Source organism: Desulforhopalus singaporensis (assembly GCF_900104445.1).
Classification (GTDB): domain Bacteria; phylum Desulfobacterota; class Desulfobulbia; order Desulfobulbales; family Desulfocapsaceae; genus Desulforhopalus_A; species Desulforhopalus_A singaporensis.
This window is the reverse complement of record NZ_FNJI01000007.1, coordinates 96,821-116,795: the sequence shown is the minus strand read 5'-3', so window position 1 is coordinate 116,795 and position 19,975 is coordinate 96,821. Positions and strand designations below refer to the sequence as shown.

The following is a 19,975-nucleotide window of genomic DNA, read 5'->3' as shown; positions in this document are numbered from 1 at the left end:
CAATTTTCTAAGAATGACCGGTGTTCTTCGGAGCCGTTACTGTCTGGAAAGCGTGTTCAGCATCTTTTTAATCACAACAGTAGTTGGTAATCAAGAAACGTCCGGCCTGGTTCTGCTTTAGATCAAAGGCGCAATCGGTCCGGGTATCGAGAACGAAGGCCGTATGTCCCTACACCGGTTAGAGGTATGCGGCAAAGGAATAATATGGTTCAAACGAACAAAAATGCAAAAGACAAAAAAATCGTAAAGATCAAGGCAACAACCGGTGCATGGTGGAAAAGCACCTCCAAACTCGAGGTACCCCAGGAAGAGCCGAAGGATAATGCACTCCCGGCAACGGCAGTAGCACAGCAACAGGAAGCACCTGAGAAAAAAAGCAGGAAACAGGTGAAAACCGGTTCCGCCCCAAAAAGACCGCGGAAAAAGAGTCCGGCTACAGGAAAAAATGAGGTTGAAGCGGACGCTGCCGGACAGGAACTGTCTGCGGATGGCTCTGAGCCGGTGAAAAAGGAGCCTGCCAAGGCTAAGAGGGGAAGAACCCGGAAAAAAGCAGCAGCTGATCAGGGTAGCACCAAGGAATCGGCTGCGTCGACACCTGAAGAAAAGGCGCCGGCCGCTGGTGTCGGCAAAAAGAGCAACAGGGGCAAGGGTGAAGCAGGGCAAAGCGAAGGTCCCGGGGTGGAGGCTGAAGTAAAGGAAAAACCAAAGCCCAAAAGGGCAAGGCCGCGCAAAAAGGGTGGCGGCGCCGAAACTACCCAGGGAAAAAAAGGCCGGACGGCGGACAAGCAACAGAAAGAGGCGGTCTCGGCTGTTCCTGAACAACAGGAGGTTGCAGCGCAGGAAACTGCGGTCAAAGCGGGAAAAGCCGAAAAGAGTGGCGAGGTGACGCCGGATGCTGGTGCCAAAGAAGATGCGCCTGCAGAAAAAGAGGCTGCGGCTAAAAAAGAAGCCGTAAGCAAACAGCGCGAACAGACGGTGTCTGCCGAGGCCGAGGTTGATTCAAGGCCGGACAAGACACAGGAAGAAGCCGAAACATCAAAACTGTGCAAACTCCTCATCAATGCCGAGGAGCCCGAGGAGTGCCGTCTTGCACTTCTTGAGGACGGTAAACTCGAATCGATTCATATCTCCACCGCATCAAGTACCCAGCGCAAAAACAATATCTACAAGGCCCGGATAGTTGCTCTTGAGCCCAGTCTGCAAGCTGCATTTGTCGATTACGGTGCAGAAAAGAACGGGTTTCTCCCGTTTAACGAGATACATCCGGAATACTACAGGCAGGACCTGAGCAAGGAACTGCGGCATCTTGTCGATACTCATCAGTGGAAAAAGCTCTCCATTACCGACGTGATGGAAAAGGGGCAGGAGATACTTGCCCAGGTCGTCAAGGAAGAGGTGGGGAAAAAGGGGGCCAACATGACCACCTACCTCTCCATTCCGGGACGATGCGTGGTCCTTATGCCGGGATCCGATTCCGCCGGAATTTCGCGGAAAATATCCGGTGAAAAGAGAAGGGTTCAGCTCCGCGAAACGATGAAGTCCATGGATATTCCGGAAGGGATCGGGTGGATCGTAAGAACCGCCAGCGTGGATATAACCCAGACGGCCCTTGAGAAGGACGTTAAATTTCTGCTGAAACTGTGGAAAGATATTAAAAACAGCGGACAGACGCTTGACGGAGTTGGGCTTGTATACAAAGATCAGGACAGTGTCCTTCGTTTTTTAAGAGAGCATTTTGATCCGTCCATAGAGGAAATCCTGGTGGACGATGTAACGGCGTTTGAGCAGGTCAAATCGTTTATTGAGATGCTGCCGAAGTCCCAGCAGGATGTCAAGGTGAGGCTTTATAAAGGGGCCAGGCCGATATTCAACCAGTACAGTGTAGAAGATCAGATCGAATCGATCTACCAGCCGCAGGTTAATCTGCCGTCCGGCGGATCGATCGTGATTGACCCCACGGAGGCGTTGGTTGCAATCGATGTGAACTCAGGTTCGACCTCAAAGGGGAAAAACTTCGAGGAATCGATTTTTCAGGCAAATCTGGAAGCAGCTACCGAGTTGGCCCGCCAACTGCGGCTGCGGGATCTCGGCGGTCTTGTCGTGGTTGATTTTATCGACATGAGAAGCCGCAAGAATATTCTCGCCGTTGAGAAACAGGTCAAGATGGCGATGAAAAAAGATAAGGCCAAGGTCGATTTCAGCAGAATATCAAAGTTTGGCCTGATGCAGATCTCGAGGCAGAAACTCGGTGCTCCCATCGAGGCCGGAAATTATCAGCGATGTGAACATTGTAAAGGAAGAGGAACAGTCCGTTCGGTGGAAACTCTCTCACTTTTCTATCTTCGGCGAATCCAGACCGGAGCAAGCCGGAAACCTGTTGAGAGGATAGAGTGTCATTTCCCACTGGAAGTAGCGTCGTATCTGCTCAATAAAAAAAGAACCGAGTTGAGCGACATGGAAAAGAGTTATGGGGTTGAAATTGCAATCAATGCCAGATCGAGAATGAAACCCGCCGATAACGAGATCATTTTTCACAAGAAAGAAAAAGAGCCGACAGCTAAAAAACGGGCTTGAGTTCGTCGGCGATCTGGTGTATATAGCAACCTCCGATGCACCAGTAGCTCAGCTGGATAGAGTACCTGACTACGAATCAGGGGGTCACAGGTTCGAATCCTGTCTGGTGTACCAGAAATTTCAAGCGGTTACGGCTTTCAAGCTGTAACCGCTTTTTCTTTTTGGTGATTTTGTGCAACTCCTGTACAACCGAGTCTCCACCAAAGAAAGGGGATGTGCTTTATAGGCCCCATGTAGCTTGATCAAATTTCTATCCTTTTTTATTATAGGGAGGCAGGCAACCCGAGAAACTTTTATACTGGGGATCCAATGAAACTTTTATGAGACTTTTTGTGTATTCTTGGGGTGTTCTGGCTGGCGAGCGATAAAAAAAACGGACATAATTTCAAAACAAGAAAAAATGTCCGTTCCGGGGTGTTTGAGCGTTAATATTTGCTAGTAAACCGAGAAAAAACTATTGTCTTTTCTGTCTTTTTCTGTTGGCAACATATTGTTTCACTTTTTGCAGTTCGTTGTCTTTTAATTTTGAAAGAGAATTGCAATTGAACTTGTCCTTGATGTAGGGGAGATAGGCGTTTTGATCCCCTGTGCGACACAGTTAATTATGAACATTTTTCTAAGAAGAATGGGGTAACACTTCACCATTTTTTGTAATTGAAAGCATGTTTTTTTCACGAGCCAAATCTGACAGGCTGATCTGTATGCAGCGTCTGGTGTCAGATTTTTCTTTGCTTTCTTTACGATGTTCGGTGATGAGTTTGACTGCCTCGTCTCTGAATTCCTCGCTATAGTTTCGTCTGGTTCTTTTGCTCATGGATAACCTCATTTAAAAATTGATATTTTCACTCTTAGGAAAGTGTCCATTAATTCCTACCACATCACTGTATTCCGCCGCATTTATAGCCCAGCCAAATGATGGTACGGTAAAAGAAAACCCATCACATTCGTTAACTGACACAAAATTTTGAACACCCTCCTTTTTACAGCCAAAGCTCAACGCACATGGCCTTCGGCATCTAAGCGAATTAATTCCCAATAACATAGAGAAGGGGTGTTCCAGTAGCCGGACATGTGAAATCGGGTTTTCAAAACATGGGGGAATATTCTGTCAATCCATTCTCTATATGGTCGATGAATGTACCACCTTTAAGGTGGAAGAAGATGATGTTTGAATTGCCACCGGTATCCCACTCTCCATCTTGTTGAAGTTCGGGGTCTCCTGGAATAGCTTGTGCCGAGCAAGGTCGGCGCCATGCAGAATAAATGTTTCAGAACAGTATCGGATGTGAAACTAAGGCTTATAGCAAGATTAATGTTTTTTTTGATAAAAAGAACCTCTTGACTTGTATATTGTATACGCCTTATCATGAAAATGACACATCTGAAGTGAATGGCAGCGGTGGTGCATTGTATACAATAAACAATAAATGGTTGGGAGGGTGGACTCACTTGTTATTTTAGCGTTAGGGGCGTTTAAAGGGATTAAGTTCTTCCTTTAAACGATATACGATCAAAAGATGTTCAGTAAGGAGCCTTTGAATGAATATTGTAAAGCGAATCAACGTGTTTAGTCTAGTAAACCTGATCACCTTCACACTTGTAATTCCTTTCAATTCCATCTTCACTGAAGCTTGCACCTCAATGATGATAGGGAAGAATGCTACCGTTGATGGATCTGTAATTTTAGCTGCAAATGATGATTGGTCCGGGACACCCTCTCACCTAGTTAGAGTTCCGAGAAAGAAACACAATCCGGATGAAACGTTCACATTGATCCGAGGTGAAAAGATACCCCAAGTTGATGTTACTTATGCATATACATTTGCATCTTGTGTTTATGACACTGGAACAAGAAAAGACGAATCTTGGCTTTTTGGCATGAATGAGAATCAAGTCGCTGTCTCTATGGATGGTGTCTATAATTTTAAGGAGCTTTCCTTAGATGGTCATCTCCTTGAGGCTGATGACTTGTCATTGTTAGTACTAGAAAGAGCGAAATCAGCAAGAGAAGCTGTCAGGATGCTGGGGGCCCTCATTACAAAATATGGCTTCAATACATCATCCATCTATGGTGCAGAAGGTACTGTAACAATGGCGATCGCCGATCCCAACGAGGGGTGGTGGTTTGAACCGGTCCCTGGTGGAAAATGGATAGCTAAAAAAGTTCCTGACAATATGGCTTCATTTCGTCCAAACAGTTTTGGGATACATGAAGTGGATCTTGATGATAAGGACAATTTTATGATGTCTGAGGATCTGGTTGATTATGCGATAGAAAAAGGATGGTTTGATCCCAAAGAAAATGTTCCGTTTGATTTTGCAAAAGTTTATACGCAGCGAGTAGAAAGGGGGAATGAAACTGACACCTATAATAATCTTCGCCGTTGGAGAATGGCGTCTTTACTATCAGGTCAGGAGCAATCTGAAGATGAGTTGATCTATGAAGTAGTGCCAACCAAGAAAATAACTGTTCGAGATGCTATGGCAGTTCTACGAGACGCTTTAGAAGGCACTAAGTACGATTTGTCCAAGGTTCCTGAGGCTGGCCGGTATGGTGACCCATTTTTTAAAGGTATGGGCGACAGTATTTCGAGATCAGGTACGGTTGTCAGTCAGGTTGTACACCTGAGAAGCTGGATGCCTAATGAGATCGGAGGCGTCATGTGGGTTGCTTTTGATACTCCCGCCACGAGTGTATACGTACCTTGGTATGCTGGTATTACGGAAACGCCAAAAGGATACACCATTGGTTATGCGCAACAATATGACCCAGCGTCTGCATGGTGGCGTTTTCAGGAAGTAGGGAATCTCAGCCGGAGACAATTTAATAAAGCTGCAGAAAAAGATGTGAAGCCAGTTTGGAAAAAGTTTGAAGACGAGGAGTTTGCCTTAGCTGGAGCTATTGAAAAAACAGCACTAGATCTGTATGAAAAATCAAGCAAGGAGGAATCTATCCAGTTTTTAAACAATTATTCAAATGCACAGGGGATGAAAGCTTCTGAGATGGCATTGGATTTGGCCAATAAACTGCGAGGAAAGTATCTGGATAATTCAGTTATAGATTGGTAGCAGAGCCTTTTGATAATAAGAATTGACTCTGTAAATAATTCTGTGTAACTGCTTTTTGCAGAGATTCTGAGAATCTATCTTCATATTCAATGAGAAAGCGATTTGTGGCCGGTCTCCAGTTCCGAATAGGCATGGTCCATCTTTCAGAAGCTTTCTGGATAGCCAGGAACACAACTTTAAAAACCGACGTATCGTTTTAAAAGATGCGTCGGTTTTTTATTGCCTTGCGTATTACGCTGTTGAGCGACTAAATAGCGTTTGTTGTGTGGATAATATTTCTGATTTCAAAAGGATATCTAAAAGTGGTATGACGTTCTCCCAACGGCTCGTCCAGGATTTTGCGATAGAAGGATAACGTGTAGTAGTCACGATTTGATCTGACAAATACCAATTTTGACAGGGTTTTTGTCAGGTCAAATTCAGTTCAGCTGTTTATCCTTCCACAATTTTTTTCCATCTTCAAGAGTTTCTATTGGCGTTCTTCCACAGCACATCTTTCCCTGGTGTGTCCTCTCCCAATTATAGAGTAATAACCAGTCATCCAGGTCTACTTGAAGATCTTCAAGATCTTGGTAAATTTTCTTGCGAAAGGTAACTTGGTAAAATTCCTGAAGAACAGTTTTATGGAAGCGTTCACATATTCCATTCGTTTGCGGTGATTGCAAGTTAAGTGGCAGGCCATGTTTCCAGCACAGCAGCGGTACCCCCGGATAAAAAGCAGTAAGAGTCAAAACAATCACAGTTCTCAGCTGGTATCATTTAGAGAACTTAAATTTAAAAGCGGACAAACAGCGTAAGATCCTCCTTGTTGTGTTGTTCTTGTAAAGGTGAAAACACCAAAGTTGCAGGTTGTTTGAAACTGTTATCGCGAGCTGTACAGACAAGAACCTCTGCACCGGTGTGATTCTATTTTCTCCGTTTTCGTAAAAATGACAAGATTGGAAAAATGGTTACAGAATGGTTACTCCGTGTAATTGAAATTTTCTCGTATCCCTCCGGCGAAAAAAGAGGTCCGCAGGATCAGGTTGTGATGACAGTAATCCTTCTGTGTATATGTTGTTGCGCGATAATGTTGCTTGGGTTGAATGCGTATGGATTGCTGTAGACCAATTATCGCCATACAGCGTACAATGGGAGGATTGTAACTTAAGACTCTGTTTTTCGGTGATAGAACGAATTGCTTTGCATAATGAGATGCAGTAAGATTATTTTTTCCTGAAGCAGCAGACGTATCAGTAACACAGGGAGAATAAGCTTGTGGCAGGTGTTGCTTTATGAAAAACAAACCGGTCGTAACGTAAGGTCTGCCAGCAGCTTCGTTTTATTTTTGTACAAGCCAGGGAGGTAACTGTTGACTTCTAAATATATGCTCCACAATCTTCTGCTTGCCAGCAAGCCTCCACAAGGCACTTATGTCCGCCGTATCTCCGACGGTAAACTGGAAGGATGCAATACCGCTTTTGCCAAACTTCTTGGATATGATAACATTGAAGAATGTATACAGAATTATGTTCCGCCAAACCATTACAGCAGAACTGAAGATCATGACTATTTCTTGGACCTTCTCAAGAAAAAAGGGTTTGTGGTAATGCACGAGGCTCGTTTTTCCTTACCAAACGGTAAAGAATCAAACGTACAGTATTCTGCGTATCTTTCCAGAGAGAAAACCCACGTAGAAGGCGTAGTCACCTCTGTTACAGAGCAACCACCGCTGGCCGGTTCAGCAGACCGATCGCCCCAACACCTTGACAGGCGTTTCCCGGCCAGCCACCTGCTTAACTACCTTGGACGGCAACAGCAGTCTGTCCTGACAGAGTTAGAGAGTAAAATGCTGGCCAATGTTCAGGATTTTATCTTGCCTTACCTGGATCGTATTGACCAGGAAGATCTTAGCCAACAGGGGAAAACACAGCTTGACATGGCCAGGAGCCTGCTCATGGATATAACCTCGCCTTTTGCTGTAAACCTCTCTTCCAAGTACAGACGCTTGACCCCGGTAGAACGTAAAGTGGCAGATATGATTCGCCGTGGTCTGAGCAGCAAGGAGATCGCCAACACTCTTTGTGTGTCGGTCAACACCGTGACCGTTCACCGCCACCGTATTCGCAAAAAACTTGGACTGACGAATAAGAAAACAAACCTGTGTTCTTACTTGATGAGCCTTGATCGACGACACACTTCTGTACCGATCCCTTGATTTTTTCTATCGGGATGTGGTCTAACCGATGCTCCATTGTATTGCGGCAGGATCGAGTATGCAACATCGTTGAGAACCGGATAGAGCTGAAAATAATGTGAGTCATCCTTTCAGCCATACTCCGCCCCTGCCCGTTACAAACCGGTAAAAGAGGCAAACGTTATTTTTTTACAAAGGGGGAAAACCGGCCACGAGCAGGTCGTTGAGTTGCGTATTTGTTAATAGAGCTTTCCGGACCAGTTGATCTGCTTCGTTTTTCTTGTTTATAATCTGGAGAATACGCTGACTTTATCACATGTATGTTTTTTAACCTGGTGCCGCCGGCAGAAGAGGGGGAGGAGGCTCCACTATATGTCCCGGCGGCGAAGTTCCACGCAGGTCTCCACATGTTCCGTCCATGGAAACATATCCACCGGCTGGATTTTTTTGACGTCGTAGTTTTCTTGTCTGAGCCAGTCCAGATCTCTCGCCAGACTCTCGGGGCCGCAGGATATGTAGACCACCCGCCTGGGTTTTATCTTTCCAATGGAGTGGATAAAGGTTTGAGTCGATCCGCTTCTGGGCGGATCCATGAAGACCACATCCAACTTTTGTCCGTTTTTTGCCATGGATTCCATGAACTTTCCCGCATCACCCTTATGGAAGGTGGCGTTGGTCACGTTGTTGAGTCTGGCGCTTCTCTGGGCGTTTCTGACGGCGTCCCCGTTGAGTTCGACGCCGATGACAGTTTTGGCCCTGCCGCTCGCCACCAGGCCAATGGTTCCAATGCCGGAATAGGCGTCGAGCACGATCTCCCGTCCAGTCAATCTCGCCATCTCCATCGCTTTTTCGTAGAGCTTTTCTGTCTGCACCGGATTGATCTGAAAGAAGGATTTTGCCGAAATTTGAAATTTCATGTTGCAGAGGGTATCCTCGATCCAGCCTTTGCCGAATAAAACGATCTCCCTTTTGCCGAGCACCATCGTCGTATCTTCACCATTGATGTTCTGGATGATCGTCTTTATTTCCGGATGCTTTTTCCTCAGGGCCTTAACGAAGTGGTTTTTTCCAGGGAAAATGTTAGAAGTCACCACCAGGACAACCATAATTTCATTGCTTGCAAAGCCTATCTTTATAAGGACATGGCGAAGAAACCCCTGTCCTGTCTGTTCATTATAGGCGGTCATCTTGAACGATTTCATCATCGACGCGATGGTTGCGATAATATTATCCGCCCTTTCATCCTGAATAAGGCAACGGTCGATGGGGATCACTCTGTGGCTGTATTCCGCATAAAGGCCGTTTCTTATGCCGAATCGTCTGTCGTAAGCGAAGGTTGAATGGCATTTGTTGCGGTAGCTCCAGGGGGTTTTCATCGAAATTATCGGTTCTATTTTGCCAAATCTGCCTAACAGGGCTGTCAGCCTGGCCTCTTTGACTCGTAATGATTCCCGGTACGTTCGATCCTGTAACTGGCACCCGCCGCAATCTCTGAAGTAGGGACAGGGGGGAGTGACAACTTCTTCCCGGGGCTTATCAGGGGGTGAATGGGGGTTTCTTAATCTATTTGGTATGTTTTTTTTCATCGTCGGTTGGAACCTGCCGCTGGGGTAGTCGGTCAGAAGTTTAACAATATTTAAACCTGTTATAGCGTAACGTTTTGTGTATCGATGTCGGCCACAGAAATCAACCTGGATGTAAAGGTAATGGAAAAGCATGACCGGGGCTATATAAATAAACAGCTCTTACCCCATTTGCGGTCGCCTCCCTGACGGCAGATACGTTGGTGAATCGAATCATCTGTTTTTTCATCGGTTAACCAGAGAGTTGTAGGCACGGGGGTATCATTCCGGTGTGGTAGTTGTCGGGCTGGGATATTGTGCTATTAATCCGGGGCCGGGGGGATGAGGACAAAATTTCCGACATGTTTTTTTTTAATGAAATTCTGATGGGCAACCGATATATCCTTGAGGTGGTAGGTATTAGCCACCAGCGGTCTGATTTCATCTCTTTCTATGTAGCCGATGAGATTTGGAAACACAGTTTCATTCCATGCGGTACATCCGGTTAAACTCAGATCCTTCAGGTAGAGGTCGCGCAGGTCCATAAAAACCATCGGACCCGCGATCGCGCCGGAGGATACATACCGTCCGCCTCGGACAAGAAGTTTTAACAATTGCGCAAAGTTTTCGCCGCCAACGTTGTCGATGACGACATCGATGCTCGACTGGCCGAGCGCATCAACAAGGTTCGTTCCGCGGACAATGGTTTTGTCTGCTCCCAATGCTCGGATCGCTGCCATCTTCGCCTGGCCGGCAACTGCTGTAACTCCGGCGCCACACCGTTTTACCAGCTGGACAACTGCGGAGCCCACTCCGCCAGATGCACCTGTCACCAACACTCGGTCGGAGTCGCTGATTTTTGCGTGCTGCACCAGATTTTCCGCTGTTCCGTATGCGCAGGGAATGGTCGCCAGTTCGATATCGGTCCAGTTGCAGTCCACCGCAAAAATCTCACTCGCCGGCACCCTCACATATTGGGCAAAAGCACCGTCAAAGTCTGACGCCATCCAGATATGTTCGAGCGAGTTGAAGCCGTTGAGCCTCATACAGGGACGAACCAGTACCCGGCTGCCGATTTGTGCTCCGGTAACATCACCTGCATGTGCAACTATTTCCCCGCAGCAGTCGGTTCCCTGGATAAGGGGAAAAGGGGGGGGGCATTCCAGCCGCCGTCCTCAGTTGTAAACCTGGGATTGTCGGCTGAAAACTGTCCTGTGCCGCTCTTTACCGATGCTGAATACCAGCCCAGCCGGGTATTGATCTCGGTGTTGTTGACGCCGGCTCCAAGAACCCTGAGCAGTACTTCTCCCGGCCCGGGGACCGGAACCGGAACATCACGGTAGTCGAGCTTGTCGTATCCTCCGGTGCCGGTTGTTATCACGGCTTTCATCGTGGGATGGTCAGGTTTTAAAGAGAATCTTTCGGGATCGTTATGCAACAGATAGCTGAAATCACACATTTTGGCTCCGCCATAATTTTATTTTGCGTAATCAGGATGACAAACCCGTTCAACTGGATTGCAACACAGTTTCGCGTTTTTTGCAACTTCCCAGGCGCATCACAGGAGTGCTGATCCGGGCCGGGGCCAGATGAAATCTATCCCTGCCATCTCTATGTTATGCGGTGCACGGATTGTAAAAGCGTTATCTGCTGGCCAAGGTAAGGTCGGGGAGGGGAGTGCAGAGGGATTTATTGAGCAGGTGTGCAAACAGGGTGGCTGTCCCTGATTTCGGGACAGCCACCCTGTTCGCGGCTGAAAGAGCAACAGTGCCGCCGTGGAGTTGCGGTTACTGATCTTGCAGATTCTTTGCAACCTGGGCGAGAAAAAGATGAATCAACGACGCTCCGGCAAGTGCCGTAACGCCCGCATTATCCTGGGCCGGCATAACTTCCACCAAGTCCATGCCTTTGAGGTTCATATTGGCGCAGGAACCGGCCAGCAGCTGCAGCGCCTGATGGGAGGTGAATCCGCCGATCTCCGGCGTTCCGGTTCCCGGGGCATAAACAGCATCGAGGAAATCGACATCAAAGCTTACGTACACAGGTTGTCCGGCGATACGCTCTCTGATGCCCTCTACCGCAGCGGCTACACCCATCTCATGCAGTTGTGGCCCGGTGATTATCTCCATTCCCCTCCTTTTGGGATAATCGAGCGCATCCCTGCTGTAGAGTGGGCCGCGGATGCCAACTTGGATTGAGTGTTCAGGTTTTATCAGTCCTTCTTCAAGCGCCCAGTAAAACGGCGTGCCATGGTTGTAGTCACGACCGAAATATCCGGGGATAGTGTCGCTATGGGCGTCGAAATGGAGCAGTGCCACCGGCTCTTTCAGCACCTTGGTGAGCCCGCGCAGCAGAGGCAGGCTGATGGAGTGATCGCCGCCCATGCAGACGGGAATAACTCCTGACCCACATATCTCCACCATCTTTTCTTCAATTGCGGTAAAACTGTCATCGATATACCCCGGGACAGTGTCGATGTCTCCGTAGTCGAGAACGGATATATTCTCAACTATATTGACATCGGTTATGGGGCAGTACGGCTTGAGAATGATCGATTCATCACGAATAGCCGCAGGCCCGAACCTGGCGCCGGGGCGAAACGATACACCGGTGTCAAAAGGGACCCCGAACACGGCGACATCAGCATCCTCGAGCCCGTCTCCGTGGGGAAGCCGCATGAACGTTCTGACTCCGCTAAAGCGTGGGGACCGCAGGGAGTCGACGGGTTGGTAGGTAATAATTTTATCTGACATTATAACTCCTTACTGCATTAACAGCTTTATTTGTTGATGGTCTTGCAGAAACTGCTGATGGTGTTGCAGGAATTCATTCATCTGCGGAAGCTGTACCAGCCAATCTTCCTTGACGAGCATCTTGACAAAATCAGAACTGTTCAACAGAAAGCTGCTGAAATCATGATTGTTGAAAAGAACATCTGCGACAGCACTATTATTTAGAATATTGGTCATATTGCCTGCGTCGAAAAGCATCTGGGGATTGCTGATCAACACCTTGTAAAGGCCGGGGTATTGGATAATCACGTCCAACTTGCTGAAAAGCAGGTCGGGGTAGATCAACATCTGCAGATAGTCAAAAATCAGGCTCGGGAGCCAAAGCGCTATTTGCGGAAATACCAGCAGCAGGATGAGACCCACGGCTTGCAAAAACAGAAACGGGACGATGGAGCGATAAATATCGTTGAGCGTAATCTCTTTTGGCGCAACCGCTTTCATGTAAAACAGGTTCAATCCGTAAGGCGGTGTAATATATGCCATCTGCATGTTCATTACATAGAGTACTGCGAACCAGACCGGGTCCAGTCCTAACGCTTTAATGATGGGAACATAGATCGGCATGCAGAGAAAAAGAATCGCAATGTCATCGAGGAACATGCCCAGAAGAAAAAAACTGAGCTGCATCATCACCACAACCACCCAGGGGCTGACATTCATGCCGGTCAACGCTTCCCTGATCATGCTTGAGGCGCCAAGCCCGCTGTAGACTGCACTGAAAACAATAGCTCCCAGAATGATGTAGGCGTTGAACCCGGAGAGGCTCAGGGTCCGCATCAGGCTTTCCTTGAAACACTTGAACGTGAGATTGCGGCGAATGGCTGCGCAGATCATCGCCCCGGCGGCCCCGAGCGCGGCGGCTTCGGTCGGCGAGGTGACACCCGTGAATATACAGCCCAAAACTCCCAGAATGATACAGGAGGGCAAGACCAGGTATTTCAGCGCCACCACCTTGTCCTTGAAAGTTCCCCGGTCTTCAGCGGGGAGGGCGGGGGCGACATCGGGGTGTAAATATGCGCGTATCCCGATATAGATAACGTACATGGTAGCGAGCATAATGCCAGGGACAAGGCCGGCGGCAAAAAGCCGACCGACCGATTCCTGGGCTACAAAGGCATACATTATCATCATAATGGAAGGGGGGATCAGAAATCCCAGTGCTCCTCCCGCCTGGACGATGCCGGTGGCAATTTGCTTGTCGTAGTTTCTCGACAGCATGGCTGGTACCGCAATGATGCCCATGGACAGGGTGGCAGCGCTGCTGACACCGATCATCGCCGCCATGATGGCACAAATAAGAACGGTCCCCATACCGAGGCCCCCGCGCAGGCCGCCGGCCCATAAGTAGACCGCATCAAAGAGGTCTTTGGCGATACCTGAGCTGTGCAGGATAAAACCCATGAAGATGAACAGCGGTATGCAAATCAGAGTTTTTCCCGACTCCAGGGTGAAGTCTTTGAACTGGAACAGCAGCATGTTGACCAGATTCGGCTCAAAGATCCATGCGGTTATTATGGCCACGGTGGCGAGACAGAAGGCTATGGGCAGGCCTGTGCTCATTAAAATCAGCATGCTGGCGAACATGAAGATCGACACCTCAACGGTATTGCCGGCGTCAAACATTCCTGCAAAATAGAGCCCTCCAACTATGCAGATATATAAAGAATATAAAACAACCAGTATCTTTAGCGAGTTGTTGCTAACTTTTCCAGCCATCACAGTGCCTCATTATAAACGGCAAACCAAAGGTTTTTTATGAACTCGGCTATACCTTGGAGAAGAAGGAGAAAAATCCCAACCGCGAGACTGGCCCGCCAGTGATAAAGGGGCTGAGCCAGGGTCGAGTTGGAGACTTCCTTAAAGGAAATGGAATTTATTGCATCCTCTGTTACGAGATAGAGCAGCAGAGAGATGAATACCATGAAGAACACGAAGGTAACTGAATCCATTATCGCTTTTGCCCGTGGCGACCATTTGCTGTAGAAGATGTCCATGCTGACATGTTCACCGCAGAGCATGGCGTATGCTCCTGCCCAGATCATATAGAAACCAAATGACATTTTGCTGAATTCAAAGGCCCAGGTGGTGGGGCTGTTGAAAAAATGCCTGGCTATGGCTTCGTAGAGCATGATGGCGCCAAAGAGAATTAAAACAGCGGAAATGGTGTAGGCGATTATTCGGTTAGCCCTGGTGATGAAAATTACAAGGAATTGTAATTTTTCTCTCAACGCTTTCATAACCGTCCGGCCTCTTTCGCTGCTTTTTTGATTAATTCGACCGCCTTTTTGTTGGCTTCTGACTTCGCGCCTTCCTCATCCCATACCGAAAGGGCCGCTTTCGTCATTTTTTTCATGTCTTCCGGGGAAAAAGACGAGTTCGTATTCTTGAACAGTTCGTTGATGGTTGCCTGGTCCTTATCCGTTATCCAGTTATAGTAACCTGCGCGAAAAGCATCTGCCGCCTGCTGCAGTACTTGCTGCAAATCTGCGGGGATGGAGTTCCAGAGATCCAGGTTGATGACAAGATTGTCAACGATCGGATCCAGGACCGGGGAGGTATTGAAAAAACGGGCACCTTCGTAATATTTTGTTGTTTTGTATTCAAAAGCGGAACCGTAAAGAACACCGTCTATCTGACCGGTGGTGAGGGCCAGGTAGATGTCTTCAGGCGGCATGGAAACAGTTTTTACCCCGATTTTGTTGAGCATTTTGGCAGAGGCTCCCACCGCACGGATTTTCATCTTTTGCATGTCCTCTATACTCCGGATGGGCCTTTTGCTCAGAAAATGATAAGGGGCGGCCCAGACGGGTCCAAGGTACTTGACACCATGCTGTGCATATTCCTGCTCGATAATGTTTTTCAACCCGTAGTCAAAGAAAATGGACTGTGCTTCTTCAGGGGAAGTCCACGCAAGAGGCATCCCGGATTCAATCGAACCAATGGGAGTTTCCGTGAAATGATGGCCCATGCCTCTGCCCATACCGATAGTGCCTGTCCTGACGGCACTTAATATCTGGCTGGAGGGGACCAACTCTCCACCTGAGTAGGGCATGATCTTGATTCTCCCGCCGCTCTCTTTGGCTACTGTGTCGGCGAACTGTTTTTCCGCATCCATCATGCCGGCGGGGTAATAACTCTGAAGTTTAATCGTGAACTCAGCACCACAAGAGAGGCTGGGCAGGGCCATGGCAGCCACAAGCAATACCGACAGCAGAAAATTGGACTTTTTCATCGTTATCTCCTTGTTTTTTGAGGTTACGGTCTGTTGTTTTGAGAAAAATAGACCGTTCGAAGGTACTTCTTGTTGTATTCAAAATCCCAGTGAACATCTTTCATGCAGGAAACCGCTTCGTTGAGATCTTTGTTGCGGATAGCCTCGATAATTTTGTCATGCTCGGAGCATGCATCCAGGTACCATTGCCGGGGAAAGGACTTTGCCGGAAAGTCCCAGAGTCTGTTCTTGATCGGGCGCAGGATTCTTTCTGCGAACACATTGGGTGCCATCGTTATAAAAAACTGATGGAACTCGTAGTGAAGCAGCGAGTAAGAGCGTAAATCCCCTTCCTGGACATAGCCGTTCATCCGCCCGTTCAGCTCACTCATCTGGCCCAGGACTTCAGCTGTATAGTTGTCAAACCCGTTGACGATAAGGGTGCTTTCAATAGTTCCTATTATTCCGTAGAGGTATTGAATATCCTCTTCTTCAAGGATGTTTACAGTAACCCTGCTGCGGGGATGAATGGTGACGATACCTTCCGCATCCAATCTGATAAGGGCATTGTTGAGAGGAGTGCGGCTGATGCCGAGTTCCTTGCAGATCTTCTTCTGATCTATTACTGAGCCCGGCAGGAGTTCTCCGCGGTGCAGTTTTTCGCTAAGTATTTCGTAAACGTGGCTCATGAGGGAGTGCGATTTGAACTGTTCCAAGGTTTCACCATTCTCCGAGTACATAGCTTGCCTTTCCTGTTGAGGTGTGTGTCTGATTTCTTCTTGTGTTTATATTGAAACACAAACTGAAATTTCAGTCAAGATGCAAATTGAAATATATGTTAAAAAAGATATGCTCTGCGGCAGAGCTGCCGAAAGTTGCGTCATTCGCGAAACAGATCAGTTGTCGAGCTGTCGATTTTAGCTGGAACTTATGGAAAAGAACCGGGCCGTGAAGAGGTTACGGCCGGTCAAGAAATGAGTCGATTCTATGAGAAGCGCGGTCATTGATAATGAGAAGAGTAGCCGGGAACATAAACGTAGCAGAACTCTAGTTTACCTGGAGCAAATAATAGCAAGGGCCGGATGTCCTGGATCACACGGTCGCGAAACGTTATGGGCAAATCACCGCAAAGCCTGCGCTCGCTCACCTGGGCTGTGACGTAAAACCCTTGGCTTTGGCAAATTCATCGATATTGTCCTGGATGTTTTCCCGCGGGACAACTATGCTGAACTGTGCGCCGCCGCCGGGGTTTGGTTCATACCTGAGATCGCCACCTTTTTCCCTGAGGACTTTTTTTCCGGCTGAAAGGCTCAGGCCGCTGCCTTCATCTTTGGTTGTAAAAAACGGCGAAAACAGTTTGGCAAGATTATCTTCTGCGACTCCCGGACCTTCATCGGAAACCGTCAAGGTACAGTTTTTTCCTCCCCGTTTTGAACGGAGCACTATTTTCCCGCCATGCTTGGAGACATCAAGAGCATTGTCTATCAGTGAGTCTATGGTATGCTCCAGGGATTCACTGGCAAGCATTGTGGGACAACCGGCCGGATCCAGGTCGAGCAGCAGTTCCACTCCAGCTTTCTTGGCGGCCGGCCTGTATTTTTTGCAGACGCTTTCAAGCAGATGGTTCAGGTCCCTGGAGAGGGCCTCCTGTTTTTCCGTAGGTTTGTACTGGGCCAGGATCACTGCCAGATGCTTGAGCCTGCTGATTTCCTGTTGGAAATTATCGGTGCTGCCGGTATCCCGGATGTCCGTTTCTTCCGAATAGATCTCTTCAATTTTTTCAATTATTTCTTTAATCTCAAAGCTGATTGATGATGCGGCCTTGGCCAGGGATGCTTCTTTTTCCCGCTGCAGCAGCTGTTTTTGCTGAAGACGTTGCCGGTCACTGAGCCAGCCGATAAGCCCCGCCACCAGCAGGTACATGATCAGCTGTAAAGAGACCTGAGAAACTATATTCTCGATAGGCGGGCCGCCGTGAACTATCATGAGGGGAGTGTATAGAAAACAGACTATGACGGCGACAACCAGGCCAAATCGTAACCCGAACCAGAAGCTTGAAAAGATGATTGGTATAAAGAAAATTTCCTGGTGCAGGACATGCAGGTAGTACTCCGCCGAGCTGGTCCGCAAATGCAGGATTGATGCAATAAGGACTAAAAATGCGATTAAAACCGTCTTGTAAAAGCCACTCATGAATTCAACTCCGTGTTTGTCTGCCGTAATCCGGATACGGCATGTTAAAAGGAGAAGGTTTGGTACAACGCCTGACCAAACAACATCACGATCTCTTATAATCATATCCGTTTAACACGGCTGTTACAAGGGGGCGTGACAACCGGATGCAGCAGGATCTCAAGCCTCACCGGCACCGGGAGCACGTCATGGTTGCAGTGCGATGTGACAGGGTGCTGTGTCGCTCCTACTGGTGCTGTCGTTATTTACCAGGTCTTTATCACAACAAGGGTAATATCGTCGTTTTGCGGAGCCCCGTCCTGGAAAAGAATTATCTCCTCTGTGATTTTATCGATTATTTTTTCAGCCGGCAGCTCATGACACTTGCTGATAATTGATTTAACTCTTTGTTTGCCAAACATTTCCCCCTGTTTATTTTCTGCTTCCCAGACACCGTCACTGCCTAAAAGTATCAGTTGTCGGTCGTCGGTAAAGCGTATGGAATTGCTCTCGTATGAAAACGTAGCGTCAACCCCGAGGGCGAGCCCTTCTCCCCTGAGTTCTTTAAACACATGTTCCGCTGGCCAATAGTGTAGCGCGCAATCGTGACCGCAGCGTACCCATCTGATCAGTTTGTTGCGTTGGTCGATTTCGAGGCAGAATAGCGTTACGAAATTTCCAGAGCGGGAGGTATCTTTACAGAGCAATCTGTTGACATCATTGATCACCTCGGCAAGGGAGCCCGGTCGGCTTGCCCTTCCCCTGAGCAGTGCCCGGACGGTTGCCATCAACAGGGCGGCACCAATGCCGTGACCGACGACGTCGCCGACAACTACGGTTATGCTCTTGTTCTCAACCGACGGGTCCAGAAGATCGATATAGTCGCCTCCGGTGGCATCGCAGTACAGTGTAGTACCGGCCACTTCAAGCCCGTCAGCGGAAAATCCGTGCCGGGGCAGAAGGTTCTGCTGGACCTCACGGGCTATATCCATGGCCTGCTGCAGCTGCAACCGCTCCTTGAGCTGTCTGGTCATAAGATTGAAGCTGGTGGTCAGGTCTCCCACTTCATCGCGGCTGTCTACCATCAGCGGTTCGGAAAATTTTCCCCGTGCAAGATCGTCGGCGGCACTGGACAACCGGTTAATGGCGCGGGTTGTTTGCTCCGTTACAAAATGGATATATGACAACGCCACGAGAATTCCTACCCCGCCAATGATGAAATAGTACAGCCTGAAGTTGAGAATGGGGCGAAGCACCTGTTCACCGGGCGCGGTAATGACAAGCGTCCAGGGAGCTTCTGCAAGCCTGTAAAAACCGCTGATTTTTTCGGGGACCATCCCCGGGCTGAATACGGTACCGGAACTGTTGCGCACCATCGCCTCCCAGGTCTTCGCCTCGAACCTGTCTTCCTTGCCGAAAACCACTCTTCCTGAGCTTTGTTCAGCGTCTTCAACCAGGGGTGTACTGGCGAGGATGTTTCTTTGCCCGTCGACGATAAACGCTTTGTTGCTCTTCCACCAGGGGGATTTGACTATCTGGTCGATCAGGTCAAGAAAAGAGAGAATAACCTCGATGTATCCGGTATCGTGGCCGTCTTGATCTTCAAACCAGGCAAACATCGAGACGGTCTTGCTGTTTGCCTGGGGATTATACTGCGGCAACGACAGGGTTATCCGGGTCAGGCGATGTTTGGTAAAACGATGCATCATCTCCGTTGCTTTCGTCGGCTGCGCGTCTGGCGCCGGTCCGGTTGTCCATTCATGGTTGACGCTTACTACCCCATCGAGGTTTTCAAGCTGGTCAAGCAGCACCTGAATCTCGTTCCATCGCAGGTTGTCCTGCTCTTTTTGCTGCAGAAACTGCAATACCTCCTTTGGCCGCATAAGCCGCATGTCAACATAGTGGGCGGACTGGTGTAATTTTGCAATCGCAGTTTGCTGCCACTGTTCAAGCAATACCTTTCCCATGAGGTTGAGGCTGAGCGTGCCGATACCTGCCATGATGAGAAAAGTTGGCAGCAGAATGAACACAGCGGTTTTTTGCTTCAAGCTGGTGGGGCGCAGAGTCCGTAAATATTTAATCATTGTGCAGTCGATTCCCTTGCGTCGATATTTCTGTAGCCTGCAGACCAAAAATCTGCTCTGGCCTGGTGGATTGAGAGTGCGGCTAACCTTAACTGTAACTCAATCCAGCAAAAACTAAACCAAACAAGGATAACAGCTGACCGGTTTGAACTTATCGTAACATACAGGTACCCGCTGGAGCCTTGGAAGAAATTTCCCAGCACTTTAGGTTGTACAGAAACGAGACAGTTGTCTCCGTTCTGGTGTCTGGTTATTAGGCAGTTGGTCGCAATGCACGACTACACCACACGCGGGAAGATTTTATTTTGTCACTTGTTATGAGGGGTACCGGGATA

Annotated in this window: 14 protein-coding genes, 1 tRNA gene and 2 pseudogenes; 4 read left to right on the top strand and 13 right to left on the bottom strand. The window is 48.2% G+C overall.

Annotated elements, in window-relative coordinates; genetic code table 11:
* Window positions 1–204 precede the first annotated feature (204 nt).
* Window positions 205–2,574, top strand: coding sequence for an Rne/Rng family ribonuclease (locus BLQ17_RS06530; RefSeq protein ID WP_092221010.1), 2,370 nt, complete (start codon window positions 205–207; stop codon window positions 2,572–2,574).
* A gap of 37 nt (window positions 2,575–2,611) precedes the next feature.
* A tRNA-Arg gene (locus BLQ17_RS06525) sits at window positions 2,612–2,688 on the top strand.
* A 502-nt stretch (window positions 2,689–3,190) separates the two neighbouring features.
* Here the strand turns inward: BLQ17_RS06525 and BLQ17_RS06520 are convergent.
* The gene (locus tag BLQ17_RS06520) at window positions 3,191–3,388 is read right to left on the bottom strand and encodes a hypothetical protein (RefSeq protein WP_092221007.1); all 198 of its coding nucleotides are present in this window, start codon (window positions 3,386–3,388) and stop codon (window positions 3,191–3,193) included.
* 725 nt (window positions 3,389–4,113) lie between these two features.
* Here BLQ17_RS06520 and BLQ17_RS06515 point away from each other — a divergent pair.
* Window positions 4,114–5,643: a dipeptidase gene (locus tag BLQ17_RS06515; RefSeq protein ID WP_092221004.1), complete on the top strand. Its 1,530-nt coding sequence runs from the start codon at window positions 4,114–4,116 to the stop codon at window positions 5,641–5,643.
* Window positions 5,644–5,716: 73 nt separating this feature from the next.
* Here BLQ17_RS06515 and BLQ17_RS23135 read toward each other — a convergent pair.
* Window positions 5,717–6,000, bottom strand: a pseudogene (locus BLQ17_RS23135) (transposase); the annotation flags it as partial.
* A 62-nt stretch (window positions 6,001–6,062) separates the two neighbouring features.
* Window positions 6,063–6,302: pseudogene (locus BLQ17_RS06510) on the bottom strand (integrase core domain-containing protein); the annotation flags it as partial.
* Window positions 6,303–6,994: 692 nt separating this feature from the next.
* Here BLQ17_RS06510 and BLQ17_RS06505 point away from each other — a divergent pair.
* Window positions 6,995–7,840: a LuxR family transcriptional regulator gene (locus BLQ17_RS06505; RefSeq protein WP_143005449.1), complete on the top strand. Its 846-nt coding sequence runs from the start codon at window positions 6,995–6,997 to the stop codon at window positions 7,838–7,840.
* 347 nt (window positions 7,841–8,187) lie between these two features.
* Here the strand turns inward: BLQ17_RS06505 and rlmD are convergent, their stop codons facing one another.
* From rlmD to BLQ17_RS06460, 10 genes are all read right to left on the bottom strand, one after another.
* Entirely contained in the window at window positions 8,188–9,405 is a 1,218-nt protein-coding gene (rlmD, locus tag BLQ17_RS06500) for a 23S rRNA (uracil(1939)-C(5))-methyltransferase RlmD (RefSeq protein WP_092221194.1), read from the bottom strand.
* A gap of 299 nt (window positions 9,406–9,704) precedes the next feature.
* Window positions 9,705–10,493, bottom strand: coding sequence for a zinc-binding dehydrogenase (locus BLQ17_RS06495; RefSeq protein WP_245695021.1), 789 nt, complete (start codon window positions 10,491–10,493; stop codon window positions 9,705–9,707).
* Window positions 10,490–10,840, bottom strand: a complete 351-nt coding sequence (locus BLQ17_RS22845) for an MDR/zinc-dependent alcohol dehydrogenase-like family protein (RefSeq protein WP_218121729.1) — start codon at window positions 10,838–10,840, stop codon at window positions 10,490–10,492. Before BLQ17_RS22845 ends, BLQ17_RS06495 begins: the two co-directional genes overlap by 4 nt.
* 328 nt (window positions 10,841–11,168) lie before the next feature.
* On the bottom strand, window positions 11,169–12,134 hold the full coding sequence (gene speB / locus BLQ17_RS06490; protein WP_092220998.1) for an agmatinase: 966 nt from the start codon (window positions 12,132–12,134) through the stop codon (window positions 11,169–11,171).
* A gap of 9 nt (window positions 12,135–12,143) precedes the next feature.
* Entirely contained in the window at window positions 12,144–13,889 is a 1,746-nt protein-coding gene (locus BLQ17_RS06485) for a TRAP transporter large permease (protein WP_218121728.1), read from the bottom strand.
* Window positions 13,889–14,410, bottom strand: coding sequence for a TRAP transporter small permease subunit (locus BLQ17_RS06480; protein ID WP_092220995.1), 522 nt, complete (start codon window positions 14,408–14,410; stop codon window positions 13,889–13,891). The genes BLQ17_RS06485 and BLQ17_RS06480 overlap by 1 nt, the downstream gene beginning before the upstream one ends.
* Window positions 14,407–15,405, bottom strand: a complete 999-nt coding sequence (gene dctP / locus BLQ17_RS06475) for a TRAP transporter substrate-binding protein DctP (RefSeq protein WP_092220992.1) — start codon at window positions 15,403–15,405, stop codon at window positions 14,407–14,409. Before dctP ends, BLQ17_RS06480 begins: the two co-directional genes overlap by 4 nt.
* Window positions 15,406–15,428: 23 nt before the next feature.
* Window positions 15,429–16,124, bottom strand: a complete 696-nt coding sequence (locus BLQ17_RS06470) for a GntR family transcriptional regulator (protein WP_092220989.1) — start codon at window positions 16,122–16,124, stop codon at window positions 15,429–15,431.
* 403 nt (window positions 16,125–16,527) lie between these two features.
* A complete protein-coding gene (locus tag BLQ17_RS06465; protein ID WP_176761114.1) occupies window positions 16,528–17,577 on the bottom strand; it encodes a sensor histidine kinase in 1,050 nt (349 codons plus the stop codon).
* Between the two features lie 245 nt (window positions 17,578–17,822).
* Window positions 17,823–19,640 (bottom strand): PP2C family protein-serine/threonine phosphatase, encoded by a 1,818-nt coding sequence (locus tag BLQ17_RS06460; protein WP_092220984.1) that lies wholly within the window; start codon window positions 19,638–19,640, stop codon window positions 17,823–17,825.
* Window positions 19,641–19,975: the final 335 nt, after the last annotated feature.